Origin of the sequence: Hungatella sp. SB206, from assembly GCF_051132295.1 — a bacterium.
GTDB lineage: Bacteria > Bacillota > Clostridia > Lachnospirales > Lachnospiraceae > Hungatella > Hungatella effluvii.
The window spans coordinates 714,191-734,056 of the sequence record NZ_CP096603.1; the positions used below are offsets into that span (position 1 = coordinate 714,191).

General features: G+C 44.4%; 12 protein-coding genes and 1 pseudogene. 10 read left to right on the forward strand and 3 right to left on the reverse strand.

Annotation, left to right across the window (positions count from 1 at the left end; genetic code table 11):
- Positions 1–121: 121 nt before the first annotated feature.
- The gene (locus M1L66_RS03270) at positions 122–4,735 is read left to right on the forward strand and encodes a DEAD/DEAH box helicase (RefSeq protein WP_434690824.1); all 4,614 of its coding nucleotides are present in this window, start codon (positions 122–124) and stop codon (positions 4,733–4,735) included.
- A 483-nt stretch (positions 4,736–5,218) separates the two neighbouring features.
- On the opposite strand, the gene M1L66_RS03275 is transcribed toward M1L66_RS03270, so the two are convergent.
- A complete protein-coding gene (locus M1L66_RS03275) occupies positions 5,219–7,000 on the reverse strand; it encodes a cache domain-containing sensor histidine kinase (protein WP_434690827.1) in 1,782 nt (593 codons plus the stop codon).
- Positions 7,001–7,003: 3 nt separating this feature from the next.
- The gene (locus tag M1L66_RS03280; protein ID WP_320929510.1) at positions 7,004–7,729 is read right to left on the reverse strand and encodes a response regulator transcription factor; all 726 of its coding nucleotides are present in this window, start codon (positions 7,727–7,729) and stop codon (positions 7,004–7,006) included.
- 218 nt (positions 7,730–7,947) lie between these two features.
- On the opposite strand from M1L66_RS03280, the gene M1L66_RS03285 reads away from it, so the two are divergent.
- From M1L66_RS03285 to M1L66_RS03305, 5 genes and pseudogenes are all read left to right on the forward strand, one after another.
- Complete coding sequence (locus M1L66_RS03285) at positions 7,948–9,345, forward strand: ABC transporter substrate-binding protein (protein WP_434690829.1); 1,398 nt, start codon at positions 7,948–7,950, stop codon at positions 9,343–9,345.
- Between the two features lie 69 nt (positions 9,346–9,414).
- Positions 9,415–10,344 (forward strand): carbohydrate ABC transporter permease, encoded by a 930-nt coding sequence (locus M1L66_RS03290; protein WP_320921262.1) that lies wholly within the window; start codon positions 9,415–9,417, stop codon positions 10,342–10,344.
- A pseudogene (locus M1L66_RS03295) lies at positions 10,341–11,176 on the forward strand (carbohydrate ABC transporter permease). The gene M1L66_RS03290 and the pseudogene M1L66_RS03295 overlap by 4 nt, the downstream one beginning before the upstream one ends.
- A 10-nt stretch (positions 11,177–11,186) precedes the next feature.
- Entirely contained in the window at positions 11,187–12,854 is a 1,668-nt protein-coding gene (locus M1L66_RS03300) for a hypothetical protein (protein WP_434690833.1), read from the forward strand.
- Positions 12,855–12,858: 4 nt separating this feature from the next.
- The gene (locus M1L66_RS03305; protein ID WP_434690835.1) at positions 12,859–13,836 is read left to right on the forward strand and encodes an aldo/keto reductase; all 978 of its coding nucleotides are present in this window, start codon (positions 12,859–12,861) and stop codon (positions 13,834–13,836) included.
- Between the two features lie 74 nt (positions 13,837–13,910).
- On the opposite strand, the gene M1L66_RS03310 is transcribed toward M1L66_RS03305, so the two are convergent.
- Positions 13,911–14,690: a DeoR/GlpR family DNA-binding transcription regulator gene (locus M1L66_RS03310; RefSeq protein ID WP_187022645.1), complete on the reverse strand. Its 780-nt coding sequence runs from the start codon at positions 14,688–14,690 to the stop codon at positions 13,911–13,913.
- A gap of 330 nt (positions 14,691–15,020) precedes the next feature.
- Here M1L66_RS03310 and M1L66_RS03315 point away from each other — a divergent pair, with 330 nt between their 5' ends.
- From M1L66_RS03315 to M1L66_RS03330, 4 genes are all read left to right on the forward strand, one after another.
- Positions 15,021–16,598, forward strand: coding sequence for an ABC transporter ATP-binding protein (locus tag M1L66_RS03315; RefSeq protein ID WP_187022644.1), 1,578 nt, complete (start codon positions 15,021–15,023; stop codon positions 16,596–16,598).
- Complete coding sequence (locus M1L66_RS03320) at positions 16,576–17,655, forward strand: ABC transporter permease (protein WP_243270299.1); 1,080 nt, start codon at positions 16,576–16,578, stop codon at positions 17,653–17,655. The genes M1L66_RS03315 and M1L66_RS03320 overlap by 23 nt, the downstream gene beginning before the upstream one ends.
- On the forward strand, positions 17,652–18,587 hold the full coding sequence (locus M1L66_RS03325) for an ABC transporter permease (RefSeq protein WP_187022642.1): 936 nt from the start codon (positions 17,652–17,654) through the stop codon (positions 18,585–18,587). Before M1L66_RS03320 ends, M1L66_RS03325 begins: the two co-directional genes overlap by 4 nt.
- Positions 18,588–18,692: 105 nt before the next feature.
- Positions 18,693–19,847, forward strand: a complete 1,155-nt coding sequence (locus M1L66_RS03330; RefSeq protein ID WP_434690840.1) for a BMP family protein — start codon at positions 18,693–18,695, stop codon at positions 19,845–19,847.
- The last annotated feature ends 19 nt before the right edge of the window (positions 19,848–19,866 follow it).

Here is a 19,866-nt window from a genome sequence, read left to right on the forward strand (position 1 = left end):
TTGGGTTACTTAATGTGTAGCGGGTACTTCAGTCTTGCAAGATAATGATATTGATCTTAGCGAAAACGTAATAAGTTGTGATAATTCTAAAGAAATTGCCATGAAAAAAGAGGATAGACAGATGAAAAAGACAGACCGTTCTATAAAACAAAAGACTGCAGAGTCCATCCTGGACTATTGGTATACACTTGAGTTTTTAAGTCAGGATGCTTTGCCGTCACTCACATATGAAGAAAAACAGAAGAATAGAGAAGCGCTGAAAACGGCAGGCAACCCTCAGGCATATTTAAATGGAAAAAATGATAAAGAATGTCCTAAGACACTAAAATTGATGATGTCTGCTGGCAGAGAATGTGACTTATTAGAACAGGTTAGATCGGAATCAAAGCGTCACGGTATGTCTTATTGGGGAAATATAACGATCTACGCAGGGAAGAGCAGGCGTGAAAGCTGTATCCAGAAAATAGCTCAGGTTTTGCAGGAAAATGATAATCGTCCTGAAATAAGTCAGGATGAAATAGCATGGTTTGGACTGCAGTTGGATCCTTTCGGCAATTATATAGAAAAGTCTTTTGCGCTGTCTACTATTATCTGGGCGATGAACCGTATTAAGAAGCAGGCAGATAAATCTATGGCATATTCTTTATCTGATGAGGATTTTAGAGAGGATGAGGCAGTCTTTGAGGATTATTTAAAAAGTATATCCGGGGCGATTCAAAAGGGGGCCATGGAAAATGATGTGGACTTTCCCGACGAGGCAGAGCCAGCCGATTCTGATTTGCAGGAAAACGGCAGTTACAGGATAGGAAACAGCGGTGATCAGCAAAGCCCCAATCCAGTAACGTCAGAACATATTTTTTCCATATATCAGGAAGTTTATAAAAAATACTTGAAAGAGAGCATCGCTGATGACCAGGAATGTTCCTGTATCTTATGTTTTCAAGCTTATATAGACGAGGAAACCAGGGATAAATATGAGGAAGAAGATTATTCAGGGCTCGGAAGGACATATTTTGCAAATGATCTGAAACTGATATTATCAAAACTGAAGTCAGGGGAAATTGATTCGGGAGATCCAATGCAGGAGGCACTGATCGACTATATAGTTGGTGCCTGCGCCGATGCTTATCCGGAGAAACAGCTTCTGGCATTAAAAGAGCGCATTGACTTGGAGCATCCTGAATCAGGAGATGAGAACGGCGAAAAAATGCTTGAAATTTTCGCCGATATTCTTGATGTCAGAAATGCACCGACTGGGAAATGGCCTTCCAGATTTATGCCCGCCCTGATGCAGCAAACTGCAGTAAATTTGGCAGTAAGTGGAGATGAAAAAAACGGACCGGTATTTTCTGTAAATGGTCCTCCTGGAACTGGAAAAACTACGCTTTTAAAAGAAATTATTGTTCATAACATTATCCAAAAGGCACTTCTTCTCTCAGAATACGAGAATCCGGATGATGCGTTTGAAGAATGCTCATTTTTGTATGGTGAAAAGAAGAATCATGGGTACTCAGATTTCTATTCCAAGTATTACAGGCTTAGGAACGATAAGATTAATGATTACAGTATTCTTGTTACTTCCTGTAATAATACGGCGGTAGAAAATATTACGAAGGAGCTTCCACTGGAAGAGGGGATTACAGGTGCTCTGGCTTCGGAGGAAAAAGACAGTGATCTGTTTACAGAAAAGCTGCAGGAAGTTTTGCGGCTATTTAAGGTTAAGGAAAGTGAGGTCAGTGAGACTCTTTATCGAAGAGATGCAATAAGAAACGGAGAATACAACGACATTTATTTTTCAGAGTACGCAAGCAGTCTGCTTGAGCATGGGGGTGCGTGGGGGCTGATTTCAGCTGCTTTGGGAAAGAAGTCTAACATACATCAATTCTATCAGAAAGTAATGTATAACCTGGATGTAGATTTTTATAATTCCACACAGAGTGCCGATAGGCAGGAATCCTATCAAAAGGCCAAGAAAATGTTTTTTGATCAAAAAGAAAAGGTAGATAAACTGCAAAGGGAACTGGTTAAAAATTGTGACGAGGAAAAACAAACCAGGGTCTTCTGCGCGGAAGGGAAGGAATGTATCCAAAAACTTCGTCAGGAGAATGTAGACAAGGAAGCACTGTTAAAAGACTGTAATCAAAGACTGGAACAGTTGGAAACGCAAATAAAGGAGCAGCAAAGTGAACTGTCAGATAAGGAGCATGATTTTAAGCTTGCCAGTACGAAACTGGAGGAAGCACAGAATAACTTCAAAGATATTGATTGCCGATATGAAGAGAAGCTGAAAAGTTCCATTGCAGTCAGAGATAGTATTTCACTGGGGGAAAAATTGTTTTTCAGGCGCAATGCAAAGGTAAAGGAAGAATTGGCTGAAAAATATGCCGCAGAAGCCCAGAATACGAAGCAGGAATTAGAGAATTTTAAATCAGTGTTTGAGGAACAGACGCGTATTTTTGAGAATATCAGACTGGAAAAAGAAGGATTGTATGATGATCTGGAAAAAGCAAAACTTGAAAAAGCGGATCTTTTACAGAGTATAAGCAGCGTTCAGTCTCAGATAAAAGATAATGTGGCGAGTATTGAAATGTGGGATAATTCTGTAAAAAAAGCCAGGGAAGACTATAAAGATGCGCTGGAACAGCGGCTTAAAGATGCCGTTGATGTTGACAAGTTTACTGTATTAAATGAGATATTTATGAAGGCGCTTCTAAGCAATGAGGAACAGGCGAGTACTAATGCTCAAACTGCCAATCCCTGGTTTACGGATCATTATAATCGGGAGAGGGAAAAATTGTTTTACTATGCGCTTCAGTTGACGAAGGCGTTTATACTTCAATCCAGATACTGTTTGCGAAATTACAGAAATTTGGCTTTGCTCTGGCAGGAGAGCAGGGTGGATAAAGAAAAAGTATCATTTCACCCAGTAGACCGAGAGGCATGTTTTGCTTCCTTATTGCAGTCATTGTTCTTATTGGTGCCGGTAATCTCTACTACATTCGCTTCAGTAGGTAATTTCCTTCGGGATATCAAAACACCTGGAGCTATAGGAACGCTGATTGTAGATGAGGCAGGTCAGGCACCGCCTCAAATGGCTGTTGGGGCATTGTACAGGAGTAGACGGGCGATTATTGTGGGAGATCCCAAGCAAGTGGAACCGGTAGTTTTAGATGATTTGCAGTTGTTGAAAAAAGCTTACCAGGACGATGTCTATAAACCCTATAAATCAAAACAGCTCTCTGTTCAACAGTTTGTTGATCGCATGAACGCGTATGGTACCTATATGGACAATGAAGAAAACGAACCAGAATGGTTAGGCTGCCCTCTGGTAGTCCATAGGCGATGTATTTCACCCATGTATGAGATATCAAATCACATTTCTTATAATAATACCATGAGACAGAAGACCAAGGCGCCGTCCAAGAAAAAAGAAGCTACATTCTGTTATACCGGTTCTAAGTGGATTAATGTGACAGGGAAGGAAAAGGGAAAGAAAAATCACTTTGTAGAAGCGCAGGGAAAAAGAGTATTGGAGATTTTGGAGATTGCATTTTCTAAATCAGATAATCCCAGCCTGTTTATTATTACGCCTTTCACCACAGTTAAAACAGGAATGATAAAATATATTGAAAACAGTCTTTACCATGATCATACCACCGTTTTATACCAGAAACGTGCCTGCGTTAAAAAATGGATGTACCGATGTATTGGGACGGTTCATACATTTCAGGGAAAAGAGGCAAATGAAGTTATCTTTTTATTAGGTTGTGACAGTGGAAAAGATTCAGAAGGTGCAATTAACTGGGTTAATTCTAATATAGTAAATGTGGCAGTAACGCGTGCAAAGTACCGGTTATACATGATCGGAGATGAAAGAGCTTGGAAGAAATCCGTATATATTAGCCAGGCAAAAAGCCAGATTGATCTTTATGCACTGCGGGAATTGGGAAGTGCCGTTTATGGGTCAGAGGGGGAGAACGGTCAAGAACGGCGTAACAGAGTGCTTCGGTTTTATAATCAGCTGCCGTCGTCTGAGTCAGTTCCTATCGATATAGAAGAAAATAAGGATGGAGAGACCGAGTATTCATTCAGTCCGGAAATATATTTGAGCGAACTGAGAGGTGGAGGCCTTTCATTAAGTGAACTTACAGATAAGCAATTGAATGGCTATGGATTTACTCGTGAGTCCTTTCAGAAACTTAATCTACAAGTTCGGGAATACATAGAGTGGGGGATTAAGTTGTATTCCATGTTTAAAAAATTAATAGATCAATATGAACTTGTGGATATGGACACATCATGCTGTGCAATTTTGTTTTGCAAGGCAGTAGAACTTCAAGTAAAGGAATGCTTCTATGAAGGCCTGAAAAAACATTTTCCAAATGAGACTGTCAGGGTATTCGGCAGCGGTAATGGTCTGCTTAAGAACGCAGTAAAGAAGGAAATGACTTTGGGAACTTTTCAGAAGATTCTTCATACTGATGGACACAAGAAGATACTGGCAGAGTTCATGAAAAATTTGAGCGAGTTTCGATATGATAAGGCATGGTGGGATCAGTATGATAATCGTCTGTATCAATGTAAAAATCTGTGTAATAGCTGCTGTCACTGTGAAAAGTTTTTATTGAAACAAATGAATGATTTGCTGACGGTTTTATTCCTGCGGGATAGGACGAAGCAGGAACCGATTATGGACGGGGTGATCAGGGATAGTGAAGTTGGAAGGAAGCTTTGAAATTGTGGTAAAAATTGTCTCGAAATAAAATCCCAGTTTTGTGTAGGGATAGATTTTTTGTGGATAGAGATTGGGCCTTGCTTTGTTGGGCTTCATCTACTTAAGGGCATCAAGAGGCATGTCAATCTGTTTGTTCTATGCATGATGAGTTAATGGCGTTGGATTTGATGAAATACCATTCTGATACGATATCATAGTGGATTTATTTTAGTAGAGTTAGAGGAAAAAATGATAGTTGTATAGTTCTACATAATTAATACACATGAATATTAGTATCAGAAAAATTAATACAGAGAAGTTAGCAATGATAGGTCTATACCATTTTTCTGCTTTACTTATCTTATGTGTACATTCTCTGTATTAATTTTCTGGTGATATTTTAAACGTAGATGGAATATACATGGCAGGAATAGGATTTCTACTGACAGAGTACTATCATGAAAACAATATTGTATTATATACAAATGCGATCTACCTATTTTTCTACCCCATTACCCGAAACCAAACCCCCATCCCCTTCCCATCCCAACCCCACACATGCACCCTGCTCTTCTCCGAATAAGCCAGCACAAGCCTGTCATTACAATTCTGAAGCCCGATATGTTCCGAAGCACACCCCGAACGCGTATTCTTCAATTCATCTGAAAGCTTCTTCAAATGATTCGGAGCCATTCCGCTCCCATTATCCACAATCATAAACACAACATACGCTTTCTTCTGTATCGCCTGAATCCGAATCTTTCCATTTTCCTTATATTTCAGCCCATGCACAATGGAATTTTCAATCATAGGCTGAAGGATCAGCCGGGGGACTTCCAGGGACATGAGGCTGGGAGGGATTCTCCAGTCTATGATGAATGTATTATCATAGCGTTCCTGCTGTATCTGGACATATTTCATGCAGTTGTCAATTTCCTGCTGCAGAGTAACCTTTGAATCGGGGGATCCCAAGGCGAAGCGGAGAAGGTCAGAGAGCCATTCGATCATGAGATTGGCTTTTGATGGCTGGCCGTTGGTAACATCCAGAATTTCGTAATGAATCGTCTGCAGCGTGTTGAATAGGAAATGAGGGTTGATTTGGTATTGAAGCGCTTGAAGTTCTGCGGCTTTCTGGCGGTATTTACGCTCGGAAAGCTGTACCTGAAGGTAGTCGTTTTCCAGAAATATACGGATAATATTTTGCAGGATCTGGGAGTACATATCCTTTTTTCCTGGCGGAATCAGGGCTTGATGGTGTTCGGCCTGGTCAAACCATTCCACTACCTGATGGAGTTGATGGTAGCTGTTAAGGGACAGTATGTAGGCCATAATTATAATCATAATAAGAATGAGCATCAGCAAAAGGATCATATGGTAAGCATTTTCCAATGCAGTCATATAGAACGTGGACTGTGGAAGCAGAGTAATAATTTTAATGTGATATGGTTCATATTCCTCAGTTTTAATCGTATATGGAATGTTGTGAATCCGAATGTGATCCTGTCCTGGATCATTCAGTGCCTGGAGGGTCTCTGAAGAAATTTTGTCATTTCCATTATTGCCATTCCCGCCGTTATCACTGTTATCACATTGAAGCAGAAGATTTCCTTCCTGATCCAGTAAGTAAATCGATTGATCTGGAAACGACAGCAGAGAGTCATAGTAATCGGTAATATTAGACAGAGAATAGTTCATCACCCAGCCGCCGGCATACATGCGGAAACGATTGTAGACAGACAGAATTTCCCTGGGAGATTCAAATGAATACTCTTTTTTCTGTCTCAGCTCAATAGCCATATCCTGTTCCAATTCCGTTAAGCGGTCAACCCATTCTGTATCGGAAAGCGTATTCAAAAATACAAACTGCCTTCCAGATGTGTAGGCGCGGTTTAGCTTATTTGGAATATAAATATACAGGGAATCTATGTTTTGTGAGGAATTTGTGACAGAGTTAATAAATAAAGAAAACTGTTTTAGGATAACAGATTCTGTATAGCTAATGTCTTTAAAACTCATCATCCGGTTAAGCCCCAGAATCAGACTGCTGTTTTCCAAGTATAGCCCAACCGTCTGATTGTTGTTATGAAGCCCATCTAAGTAACCGGAGGCAAGAGACAGCGTGTTCTCGGTCCGTTTCTGAATTTCATTTGTTGTCTTCTGCCAGGATAAGAATACCAATATCATTCCAAGCAGTAAGGTAGGGAGTACAAAGGAACAAAACAGGACAATAAAATTCTTTTTAATAAATTGATACTTGATATGGATTGTCTTCTTGCTTTTTTTCATCAGTTATTCACCGCCATTCTTTTTGTAGTCACGAGGAGAAAATCCATAGTAAGAACGGAATGCACGTGTAAAATTTTTGGGGTTGTCATAGCCTAGTTTTTCTGCAATTTCATACGTTTTTAAATCACCGTCATTTAACAACTGTCTGGCTATTTGCATTTTCATATTCAGGATATCGTCAGAGAAGGAATTGCCGGTCTGCTGTTTATAAATGCTGGATAAATAGCTGGAACTGAGACCTATATGAAGAGCAGTCTGTTTTAAGGTCACAACAGAGAGATTCTCTTCCATGTAAAGCCGGGCTTTTTGTATGAGTTTGTCGTAGTAATTTCCGGTATCTGAATGATTTCCGGACTGGTTCAGGAGTTCACTGATTCGCCGGAAGACAGAATGAAGCTCTTCTGCTTTAATGGGTTTTAGGATATATTCGTATACTTTGTAGGTGAGGGCTTGCCGGGCATACTCGAATTCTGCATAACCGCTCAAAAACACCAGTATCACAGGAGAATTCTGTTCGTATAAATTTTTTGCCAGAGATATTCCATCCATAACCGGCATGGAAATATCGCTCAAGATCACATCAACAGGATGATTTTTCATATGGTCCAGAACCTCTTTCCCATTTCGAAAACGCCCGGATATTTCAAAACCCATCTGATGCCAGTCATAGTATTTACACAGGCCATTTAAAATACGCGGTTCGTCATCAACGATTACGAGCTGATACATAGTAAGCCCCCCATTCTTTCGCAGAGTTACACAGGTAAATGTACATATATTAATTGTAAATTTTTATGAAATTTTGTCAATTGCCAAATCATGGGAATATTTATAGAAAATCGAATAAAATGATACCTTTTAGAAACGCAGAATCCTGTTGCAGTAAGCGTAACTGTGATACCATAAAAGCGTAAACAGACAGGCAATAACACGAAGGAGGAGGAAACATGAGAAGAAAAAGAGTTATGGGTACAATCTGTGTGCTGGCGCTGATTTCCGCCATGATGGGAGGCTGTTCCGGTAAAAAGGCGGAAAATGTTCCGCCGGCAGCGGAAAACGGCTCGATATCAAAGGAAGAAACAAAGGAGACAGTGCCACAGGAGGCAGCAAAGGAGGCTGCACAGGAGGCAGAAGCAAAGAAAGATGTAACACTGCGTTTTTCCTGGTGGGGCGGGGATACCAGGCATGAGGCGACGATTCAGGCAATTGAAACTTATATGGAACAGAATCCGGGAATTACAATTGAATATGAGTATATGGGATTTGATTCCTATTATGAAAAGCTGCTTACGCAATTGTCGAGTAATACACAGCCTGACATCTGTTCTGTCGATTACAAGTGGATAGGTGATCTTGTTGCTCAGGATAAACCGTTTGTGAATATCAATGAAATCTCAGATCAGATTGATTTAAGTAAATTTGACCAAAACTTTATTCGGGATTTCTGTGGACAGGGCGATTACCTGATTGGGGTTCCGTGCGGTATTAATGGCAGAGGTGTGCTTTATAACACTGAATTTTTTGAAAAGTACGGACTGACTGCAAGTGATGACTGGACCTGGGAAGATTTACTGGAAGCGGGAAAAAAGGTAAATGAGCAGGACAGCGACGCGCATCTTCTTTTTCTTACCAATGATGTTCTTGTATACATTACGAGGGATATTGTAAAACAAAAATACGGTGAAAACCTGATCAATGATAATTACGAACTGATCTGCACTCCGGAAGATATGACAGAGGCGATGGATATGGTCTTAAAACTGGTGGAAACGGGAACAATGCCGCCATTTGAAGAGAGCGTGTTGTATGAAACGGTCTTTGCAGACCAGATTCCCGGATGGCTGGAAGGAAAATGGGGCATGTCCGTACTGAGCGCTTCTAATTTACCTTCAATTATTGCGGCCTCACCTTTTGAGATCGGAACCATGCGCTGGGTGGTGGAAGACGGGGCCAAAGATTCTGCTATTACTGTGGCGCCGACCATGATGCTGGCAATACCGGAGAATTGTGAAAATAAGGAAGAGGCGGCCGCATTTATTAACTGGTTTGTAAACGATCCTGAAGCGATTGCCATTACAGGAGATACGAGAGGTATTCCTGCGAATTCTGAAGCAAGGGATATGCTGGAGAAGAAGGGAGCGATCTCTCCCCAGGTATCAATTATGCTGGCTCAGGCGCTGGAGGCAAAAACAAGCCCGGAGAACGGTCCCACTTTGAATGCAGAGGTTGCGGCTGTGATCAGTGATTACTCACATCAGGTTGGCTATAGACAGATTACACCGGAACAGGCAGGACCGGCCATGTACCAAGATATTGAACATGTTTTGGAGCAGATGAGACAGTAACAGCACAGCAAAAATAGTAACAGATGAATTAGTAACAAATGAAGCAGAAACATATGGAGGAAAAACGGCATGAGAAACGCTGCAAAAAAGCTGAAAGTTTACATAAAGAATGTATGGAGATCAAAAAATCTAATAGCATTTGTATTTCTCATGCCGTGGATTCTGGGATTTTTAATTTTCCAGGCTGTTCCGTTTATCACTTCATTGTGCTATTCCTTTACAAATCTCTCCATGTTGAAGGAGCCGGTATGGGTGGGATTGGATAATTATAAGGATATATTTAATTTTAACAGGGATTTTAAGCGGTCATTGAAGACGACTCTGGTCTATGTGGGAATCTCAGTTCCTCTCAAGCTTGCGTTTGCCCTATTTATTGCCATGCTCTTAAATATGAAAGTAAAGGGGATTGGATTCTTTAAGACAATATTCTACCTGCCTTCTATACTGGGAGGCAGTGTGGGAATCGCTATTTTGTGGCGTTTCCTTTTCAGCAGGACGGGATTTGTGAATCTGCTGCTGGGCAGAATCGGGATCGGTGCCGTCGACTGGCTTGGCAGTCCGAACCTGGCGCTCCCTACCGTAAGCCTGCTGTCTGTGTGGCAGTTTGGATCTTCCATGATTCTGTTCCTGGCGGCTTTAAAACAGGTGCCTCAGGATCTTTATGAAGCGGCAACCGTTGACGGTGCCAGCCGGCCGCGCATGTTTGTGAAGATTACGATTCCCATGATTACGCCGATTGTACTGTTTAACATTGTAATGCAGATGATCAATGCATTTCAGGAGTTTTCAGCGCCGTTTTTAATAACAAATGGGGGGCCGTTAAAGGCGACGTATCTATACAGCATGATGGTTTATGAAAATGCTTTTTCTTTTCTGAAAATGGGATATGCCTCGGCGCTTTCCTGGATTATGTTTTTGATTATTATGGTGTTTACAGCAGCTATATTCTGGTTTTCCAAATACTGGGTATTCTATCAGGATGGAGGGGATAACGAATGATACGAAGTATAAAGAGGGGGTTGCTCTATGCCTTTTTGATTGCATTGGCAACAGTAATGATATACCCGCTCCTGTGGATGGCCGGTTCCTAATTAAGGAAAATCAGGAAATATTTACGTCGCTGAGTATTTTTCCGTCAAAATGGGATTTCAGTGCCTATCCGGAGGGCTGGAGAGGGAACGGGAGGATCACCTATACGAGATACTTTCTAAATACATTTCTGCTGGTGGTTCCTACCGTAGCCTGCACTGTGATGTCGAGCACCGTAGTGGCGTTTGGCTTTGCAAGGTTTAAATTTCCGTGTGAAAAGCTTTTGTTTGCGGTTATGCTGTCCACGCTTCTTTTGCCGGAACAGACCCTGCTGGTGCCGCGGTATTTGATTTTTAAAAAGCTGAACTGGCTGGATTCGTATAAAACGTTTATTATACCGGCTTTGTTTGCAACATACCCGTTTTTTATTTATATGATGATTCAGTTTATAAGAGGAATTCCGAGGGAATTGGATGAGTCCGCAAAAATCGATGGCTGCAATGCATTCCAGATTTTTGGAAAGATTATTCTGCCGCTGTCAAAGCCTGCTATGTTTTCTGTGATTATATTTCAGTTTGTATGGCGCTGGAATGACTTTTTCAACCCACTCATCTATATCAATGATATAAAAAAGTATCCGCTTTCGCTGGCGCTCAGAAGTGCGCTCGACATATCCGATACGGTGCACTGGAACCGATTGATGGCAATGTCGCTGGTGGCCATGCTTCCGCCGGTACTGCTTTATATAGCTGCACAGAAATATTTTGTAGAAGGAATCGCTACGACAGGATTAAAGGGGTAAGGGAAAAAATATGAGAAATTTTAAATTCAGAGGATATGAAATACACAGTTCCAGAATGTGGCAGCAGGCACAGGTTGACCTGGCTATGGATTTTATGGTAAAACATGGTATGAACGCTTTAATCTTTCATCAAAACGATCTGGTAGAACAGCTTGTTTTCCCGGAAGCGTATTTTGATAATGATACGATGTGGGATAACTGGCCGGTAAGAAGGCAGGGCGTCTTATACCAGCGGGATTATATCAATCAGGTAATTAAGAAGGCACAGAAGCTGGATATAGAATTTTATCTGGAAATAAAGGAGTTGGATGTCGTTGATGCATTATTTGAAATCAAGCCGGAGCTGCGGGGGGCCGACGGGACGATTTGCCCCAATCATCCGTTCTGGACAGAGTTTCTAAAGGTGAAATTTACCGAGCTGTTTTCGGTGTATCCCGGCATTGCCGGTATTATCGTCAGCCCCGGGACAAGAGAGAGCGCCGTCTCCATTGCGGCCAACCGATGCACATGTGAGCGCTGTCAGAATACGCCGGCTCTTGACTGGTACGTTAACATCTTAAGAGCCATGTATGAGCCGATTCACAAAGCAGGCAAGAGTCTGATTGTCCGGGATTTCGCCTATACGGCAGAGCAGCAGAGCCTGATGATACAGGCCTGTGAAGCGATTTCCGATGAAATTATTATTGCATTGAAGGCGCAGCCTCACGATTATTACCCGACTTTTCCCACGAATCCGGAAATCGGCCATACGGGAAATCTGCGGGAATACATTGAGTTTGACACGTGGGGACAGTATTTTGGCATGGGTATAGCGCCTATGAGTCTGGTTGAGGATATTAAGGAGAGACTGGAAGTCTGTTACGAAAAAGGTGCGGAGGGCGTATGGTTCCGAACAGACTGGGAATTGATTCACGATGCATCGGTTCATGCGACTCCAAGTCTGGTGAATTTATACGCCGGGGCCATGCTGTCGAATAATCTGGATATAGATTTGGATGAGATTTACCGCGTATGGACGGCAGAAGGACTGTATTCCCCGATGAAATGTGCTTCCTGCAGCCAGATTCCGGTAAGACCCTCTAACCCGTTAGCTTACGAGCGGCTGAGAGATTTTATGAAAGCTTCCTGGAATGCATTTTCCAAGGCCGGTTATATTAGAGGACATCAGTACTTAGAGAGCGATCAGCCCCCCTATACAATGGATAAGGCGTTTGAGATTATGACGGTAATACACTCGCGTGATGACTGGGATGAAGGCGCTTCCGGGCGCGTAGCCGTAACTGCTGAAAATATGAAAGTAATTTTTGAAGAGAAGAGGCAGGCAATTGAGGAGACTAAAGCGCTCCATGGCATTTTACAGGCGGAAACGCTGGGAGTGACCGAGGAGTTTGCCGAAGATATGACTAATACCATAGATGCGATGATACTCTTTGCAGAGTTTTGCGATATCACAACGCGTTCTATGTATTTGACGAGATACGCAGAAATTACTGGGGAAGACAATGACATCGCAGCCGGAGAAACTGTCCTGGACGAACTGGAGCAGATAGCCGCAAAGATTGAGACATGGGAGGAAGGAACCTCGTATCCATACTATTTATACTCCAGGCTTCATCCGCAGCGGATTCGCAGATATGCGAAGGATGTGGAATATCGTCTGACCAAACTGAAAGGATGACAAAATGAATTACAAGCAGCTAACCGGAACCGATTTACTGGTATCCGGTTTATGCCTTGGCACCGTACAATTCGGTGCGTCCGTAGGCGAAAAAGAATGTTTTGAACAGTTGGATGAATTTACTGATCTAGGCGGCAATTTTCTGGATACCGCTCACGTATACGGCGACTGGCTGCCGGGAGAGCGTGCAAGAAGCGAGCGGATGATTGGAAAATGGATGAAGCAGAGCGGGAGGCGAAACCACTTTGTGATATCCACCAAAGGGGCCCATCCCAGGCTGGATTCCATGGATGTACCGCGGGTAAGCCGGAAGGCAATCATGACAGACATAGAAGAGAGCCTTAGATGCCTTGACACGGATACGATTGATCTGTATTTCCTGCATCGGGACGATGAAAATATCTCTGTCTGCGAAATTCTTGATATTCTGGAAAAGGCAAAGGATAAAGGTTACATCCGGTATTACGGCTGCTCTAACTGGAAACTGGACAGACTTGAGGAAGCACAGAGAGCGGCAGAGAACCAGGGTCTGTCTGGTTTTGTCTGCAATCAGCTGATGTGGAGTCTTGCGAATGTCAATCCGGCCGGACTGGGAGACCCGACGCTGGTCTGGATGGACCAGGAAAATTATAATTATCATAAAGAGAAACAACTCAGTGCAATGGCCTATATGTCGGTGGCAAAAGGATACTTCAGTAAATTACTGAAGGGAGATACGATTCAGGAAAATGTAGCTGCAATTTATGAGAATGAAGCAAATTACAAAATCGCAGAGGAATTGAAAGCCTTGCAAGCGTGCGGAATCACCCCCGTTCAGGCGTGTATTTCCTATTTTAATGAACTGCCATTTACAGCAATTCCGCTGGCCTCTTTCCGCAGCATAGAACAGATGAAGGAAACGGTGGCCGGTTGTGATGTGACACTGAGCATGGAAATCAGGAAGAGAATAAATAATATTAAAGCATTTGTCTGTGATTTGTGAAAGTGGCATAAAGAAAGCGGAGACAGTCATTGAGTTGGGTCTATCACTGTCTCCGCTTTTGCCTTTCTTCAATTCTACACCAAATACAACTCAATCCCCACCCCCCGAATATACTCCTGCCATTCCTCCCCCAGATAATGATCCGTCACAATAATATCAATACATTCCAGCGAGGCAAAATACGCTGGCCGGATCTGGTCAAATTTGCTGGAATCGGCCAGCAGGATCTTGGTGACAGAGGATTTAATAACTGCCTGCATTGTAGATATCTCATAGTTATGCATACATGTAATACCGAGTTCCCGGTGAATGCCTGCGGCGGAGAGGAATACCTTATTGGCGCGGATCTGATTGATCAGCTCGATTCCCTGCTGGGATTCGAACATCTGGGCGTTGGGGTGGTAGAAGCCGCCGGGAAAGATCAGGCTGATGTCTTCTTTGGTGATCAGCTCGTTTAAGATATTCATGCTGTAGCACAGGGCTGTCATGGGCATGCCGCCCGGAATGTAATGGGCCAGATGCTCGGTGGTGGAGCCGCTGTCTATGATGACAGTGTCATTGGGTTCCACCAGAGTCGCCGCAAATTTGCCAATCAGCTCTTTTTGCAGGTTGCGTTTTTCTTTTTCTGATTCCAGAGAATAGGAAGGGGAAGCCTCCGACAGACTGCTCTGGGGATTAAACATGATTTTTCCGTTCTCAAAATTAATTGTATGGTCTGCTGTCAGTTCTTTGATATCCCGGCGAACAGTCATTTCGGATACATTTAGATGATTCGCCATCTCCTTTACGGTGATGCTGTTTCTTATCTTTAAAAAGTGTATGAAATTATTTAAACGGGTCTCTTTTTTATTCATGATTGACCTCCCTTATTTTGCCGATTCTAATTTTTACCAATTCTAATCTTTACCAATTCTAATCTTTACCAATTCAAACCTTGCCAATTCCAACTTCAACGACTCTAACTTCGCCAAATTTAATATTTTTAACTCTAACATTTCTTAACTCGATATTAACATTTTTGTATCGAAATGTAAACGGATTCCCTACAAAACCCTATTTATCCTACCAAAAACGTCAAAATTAACAATTATACAGTAACAAAATGTGAGTATTCACAAACATTTTTTCGAATATTGACTTTAAATGTAAAAAAAGTTATCATAAAACTAACCAAAAGGCAGAAAATGTTAAAAAATAATAACATTATTAGGGAGGACGACGTGGAGGAGCTTTTAAAATTACAAAATATAACCAAAAAGTTCGGAAATGTAGTCGCAAATGATCATATCAACTTAAGCGTGGGCAAGGGTGAGATCCGGGCTCTGCTGGGGGAGAACGGAGCCGGCAAATCGACTCTGATGAATATCATTTACGGCCTGTATCAGCCCACTTCAGGGGAAATCTTCTTCGACGGCAGGCAGGTGGAAATCCATTCTCCGAAGGAAGCGATTCATCTCGGCATCGGCATGGTTCACCAGCATTTTATGCTGATACCGGAGCTGAGCGTTGTGGAGAATCTGGTTCTGGGGAGACGTTCACGGCGAGAGCCGTTTCTCGATCTGGAAGAAGCGTCGGAGGAAATACGCAGATTATCCGAAACGTACGGACTGAATGTGGATCCAAAGGCAAAGGTGTGCGACCTTCCGGTTGGAAGCCAGCAGAGGGTGGAGATCATCAAGGCACTGTACCGCGGGGCCAATGTCCTGATTCTGGATGAACCGACCGCCGTACTTGCCCCGCAGGAAGCAGAGCATCTGGGGACTGTCATCAGGACACTGGCGGAACAGGGAAAAACGGTTATTTTTATTACGCATAAGCTGATGGAGGCCAGGGATCTGGCCCACAATATCACGATTTTAAGAAACGGAAAGACAATTGTGACTGTACCGGCCAGGGATAAGAGCAATGAGGAGCTGGCACAGCTCATGGTGGGGCATCCGATTGCCGTCGACCTCCCGAGAAAGAAATACGCACCCGGAAGAGAAGCGTTGAAGATCAGCGGCCTTTCCATGACGGCAAAGGATGGAAAACGTCTTTTGGACAAGATTAACCTGACTGTACACGAAGGAGAAATCGTTGCAGTTGCCGGGGTGGATGGGAACGGTCAGTCTGAGGTAGTCGAAGCGGTGACCGGACTTCGTAAAATTACGGAGGGGAAAGTGGAGTTCTTTAACCGGGATATGAGCCGGACTTCCGTCCGGGATCGAATCCGTGAGGGCATGGGCCATATTCCCCAGGACCGCCACAAGGAGGGAATGGCGCTGGATATGAGCCTTTCCGACAACATGATTCTGGAGACCCATGGAGATAAGAAGTTCAGCAGGTGCGGATGGATCGATTACGATAAGGTCAATCAATATACCGGGGAAATGATTGAAAAATACAATGTGAAGGCCACCGGCTATGCCGCGCCGGCGGGGAGTCTCTCCGGCGGCAACCAGCAGAAGGTGGTGCTGGCCAGAGAGGTATCGAGAGAGCCGAAGATCCTGATTGCCGCACAGCCTACCAGAGGCCTTGACATTTCGGCAGTCGAATTTGTTCACAGGAAGCTGCTGGAATCGAGGGATTCCGGTGTTGCCATCCTGATGATTTCCACGGAACTGGAGGAATGTCTTTCACTCAGCGACAGGCTGGCAGTCATGCATCAGGGCAGAATCATGGGAGTGATGAATCGTGAGGAATACGATGTGGAGAAAATTGGCCTGATGATTGCCGGTGTACATGATGGAGAACGGAAAAATGAAGATAAAACAGAACGATAAGAGAAAAATTTTGGCGCAGTTACTGAAACCGGTGGCAGCGATTGCGGCGGCACTGCTGGTTGGTGCAGTTTTGATTCTGTATGCAGGGGCAAATCCTGTCATGGCATATAAATCGCTTCTGACCGGGGCATTTGGAAGCTTTTATAATTTTACGGAGGTGCTGGTGAAAGCGTCTCCATTGTGGCTGGCAGGTCTTGGTGTGGCGCTGTCGTTTAAAGCGGGGATTTTTAATGTGGGTGCGGAAGGACAGATCATGATGGGGGCACTGGCCACCGCGTGGATCGGCGTCGTGCTGGGGAATCTTCCTATGATCATTCTGCTTCCTGTTACCATGCTTGCCTCGGTTTTAGCAGGCGGTATCTGGGCCAGCATCCCGGGCATGATGAAGGCGAAGCTGGGAGTCGACGAAATCATTACCACAATTATGTTTAATTACATAGCAACCTGGGTGGTCAGCTATTTTGTGACAGGGCCGTTAAAGGATCCGGCGGGGGTCAATCCGCAGACGGCGGAGCTGGGAGCAGGAGCGCAGCTTCCGATTCTGGTGAAGGCGACCAGGCTGCATGCGGGCCTGATCCTTACGCTCATACTGATTGTCATCATGTATTTTGTTATTCAAAAGAGTACATTTGGTTATAAGGTGAGACTGCTGGGGAGCAGCTTAACCGTGGCAAGGGCATCGGGGGTCAATGTTCCCCTGACACTGATCACTACGATGATCATCAGCGGTGGTCTGTCCGGTTTGGCCGGGATGATGGAGATATCTGGGCTGCACCACAGGCTTTTAAATTCATTTTCTCCGGGCTATGGTTTTACGGCGGTTGTTGTGGCTCTGCTCGGCAATCTGAATCCGCTGGCTGTATTCGTGTCGGGATTCTTCTTTGCAGCAATGACGGTGGGGGCTAATGAGATGCAGAGAAGCGCTGCCATTCCAACCTCTTTAATCAGTGTGATTCAGGGATTGATCGTGTTCTTCGTTCTGATCAGCGAAGTGAAACACGTTCCGATACCCCGTATTTTCACATCGAAAAAGGAAGACAGGGGGGTGACAGAATGAATATCTTAAGCATGACATTTATTGTGGGGCTCCTGACTGCCACGGTCCGCATGATGGTCCCGATTCTTCTGTCGGCGCTGGGGGAGACGTATTCGGAACGTGCGGGCATCTTAAACATCGGGCTGGAGGGAATTATGCTGATCAGCGCATTCTGCGCTTTTCTGGGCTCCTACTATTTTAACAGCGCGGCTTTGGGCGTCCTGTTTGGAGCGGCTTCCGGCCTGCTTGTCGGCCTGGTCGCGGCATTCTTGAGCGTTACCCTGCAGATTAACCAGATGATCAGCGGAATCGCCTTAAATATGGCAGCCGCGGGGCTTACCAGCTTCTTTTACCGGGTTATGTTCGGTGTGCTTCCGATTCCGCCCCAGGCAAAGAGCCTGCCGGTGCTGGAGATTCCGGTGCTGAAAAATATTCCATTTCTGGGGGAGATCCTGTTTCGGCACAATATTCTGGTATATGCGGCATTTATTCTTGTACCGGTGTCTTCCATTATACTGTATAAGACCAGCTTTGGCCTGAAGATCCGGGCGGTGGGGGAGAACCCGAAGGCAGTGGATACCGTGGGTGTCAGCGTGAACGGCGTGCGGTATTCTGCGGTGTGCATCTGTGGGCTGCTGACCGGACTGGCCGGGACGTGTCTGACCATCGGACAGCTCAATATGTTTATGGACAATATTTCCGCAGGTAGAGGTTTTATCGCTTTGGCGGCCGTTATCTTCGGTAAATGGAATCCGAAGGGAGTCCTGTTTGCTTCCGTTATCTTTGCATTTGCGGACGCTCTTCAGCTGAGGCTCCAGTCACTTGGCTTCCAGATTCCGTATCAGTTCCTGGTCATGCTTCCCTATGTGCTGACCGTGGTGGCACTGGCCGGAGTCGTGGGTAGGAGCAAAGGACCAGCCGCATTGGGAAAAGCATACAGCAAGGAAGGATGACGGAACAAGTCAATTAACAAAACCTATTAACAAAACTTATCAGAAAAAACTATCAGCGAATCGCTGAAAGTATAAATGTCTTTCTAACTACAAGGAGGAGAAGAAATGAAAAGGAAACTGAGTTTGGTAATGGCAGCGGCACTGACAGCAGCGCTCCTGGGGGGATGCGCAGGCGGAAATGCAAAACAGCCGGCAGGCGATACAACGGCGGCACAGACGGCGGCACAGACGACGGCACAGGCGGAAGCTGGCGAGAAGGAAGCGGAAAAGAAGGAAGCGGATAAGACAGAGACAGAGAACGGAGACACCACGAAGACGGACGACGCAAAAGCTGGGGACAGCGCCAAAACCGGGGACGGACAATTCAAAGCGGCTCTCATTGTAACCGGATCGGTCAATGACGCCGGATGGAACGCGGCTGCCTATAATGGCATGAAAACAATTGAAAGTGAAATGGGAGCGGAGATTAATTTCTCAGAAAATGTGTCTCTTCCCGATGCGGAACCGGCATTGAGAGATTTTTCCAACAAGGGGTACAACCTAATCTTTGCACACAGCATGGAGTACGGCGAGTCTGTAACAAAGATTGCGGGGGATTATCCGGATACAAAATACGCAGTCTATACAGGAACTGTGGAAGCGGACAACGTGGCGTCCATCTCCTTGAATGAGCACGAGACGGGATATCTGTCCGGTATGCTGGCAGCGTCCATGTCAAAGACGGGCAAGATCGGAGTCATCATCGGTTCTGACTTACCTCCGATGATCCGAATCGCGGAGGCGTACAAGCTGGGCGCGAAGGAGGTAAATCCGGATATTCAGGTGTTTGACGTATTTGCAGGCAGCTGGGATGATATAGCAAAAGGAAAAGAAGCGGCTCTGGGACAGATTGAAAACGGAGCCGACGTCATCTTCCATGTTGCGGATAAGACCGGGCTTGGAGCGATTCAGGCGGCACAGGAAAAGGGCGTGTATGCAATCGGTTCTTCCGTGGATCAGAGTGCAGTGGCACCCGGAACCGTTTTGTCCAGTGCCTTAGACCATGCGGACAAGGCCTATTTAGCGGCGGCGAAGAGCGTTTCAGATGGTACCTTTAAGGGCGGAATCATGAGAATGGGACTGAAGGAAGAGGCGATTGGCATGGCACCATACGATGCGGCCGTTCCGGAAGATGTAATTAAGAAAATTGAAGATAAGACCGCTCAGATCGTGAACGGGGAATTCGAAGTTCCGGAGATTCTGGAGAGAACGACGAAGTAAACTTTGAGAAAAGGAAACG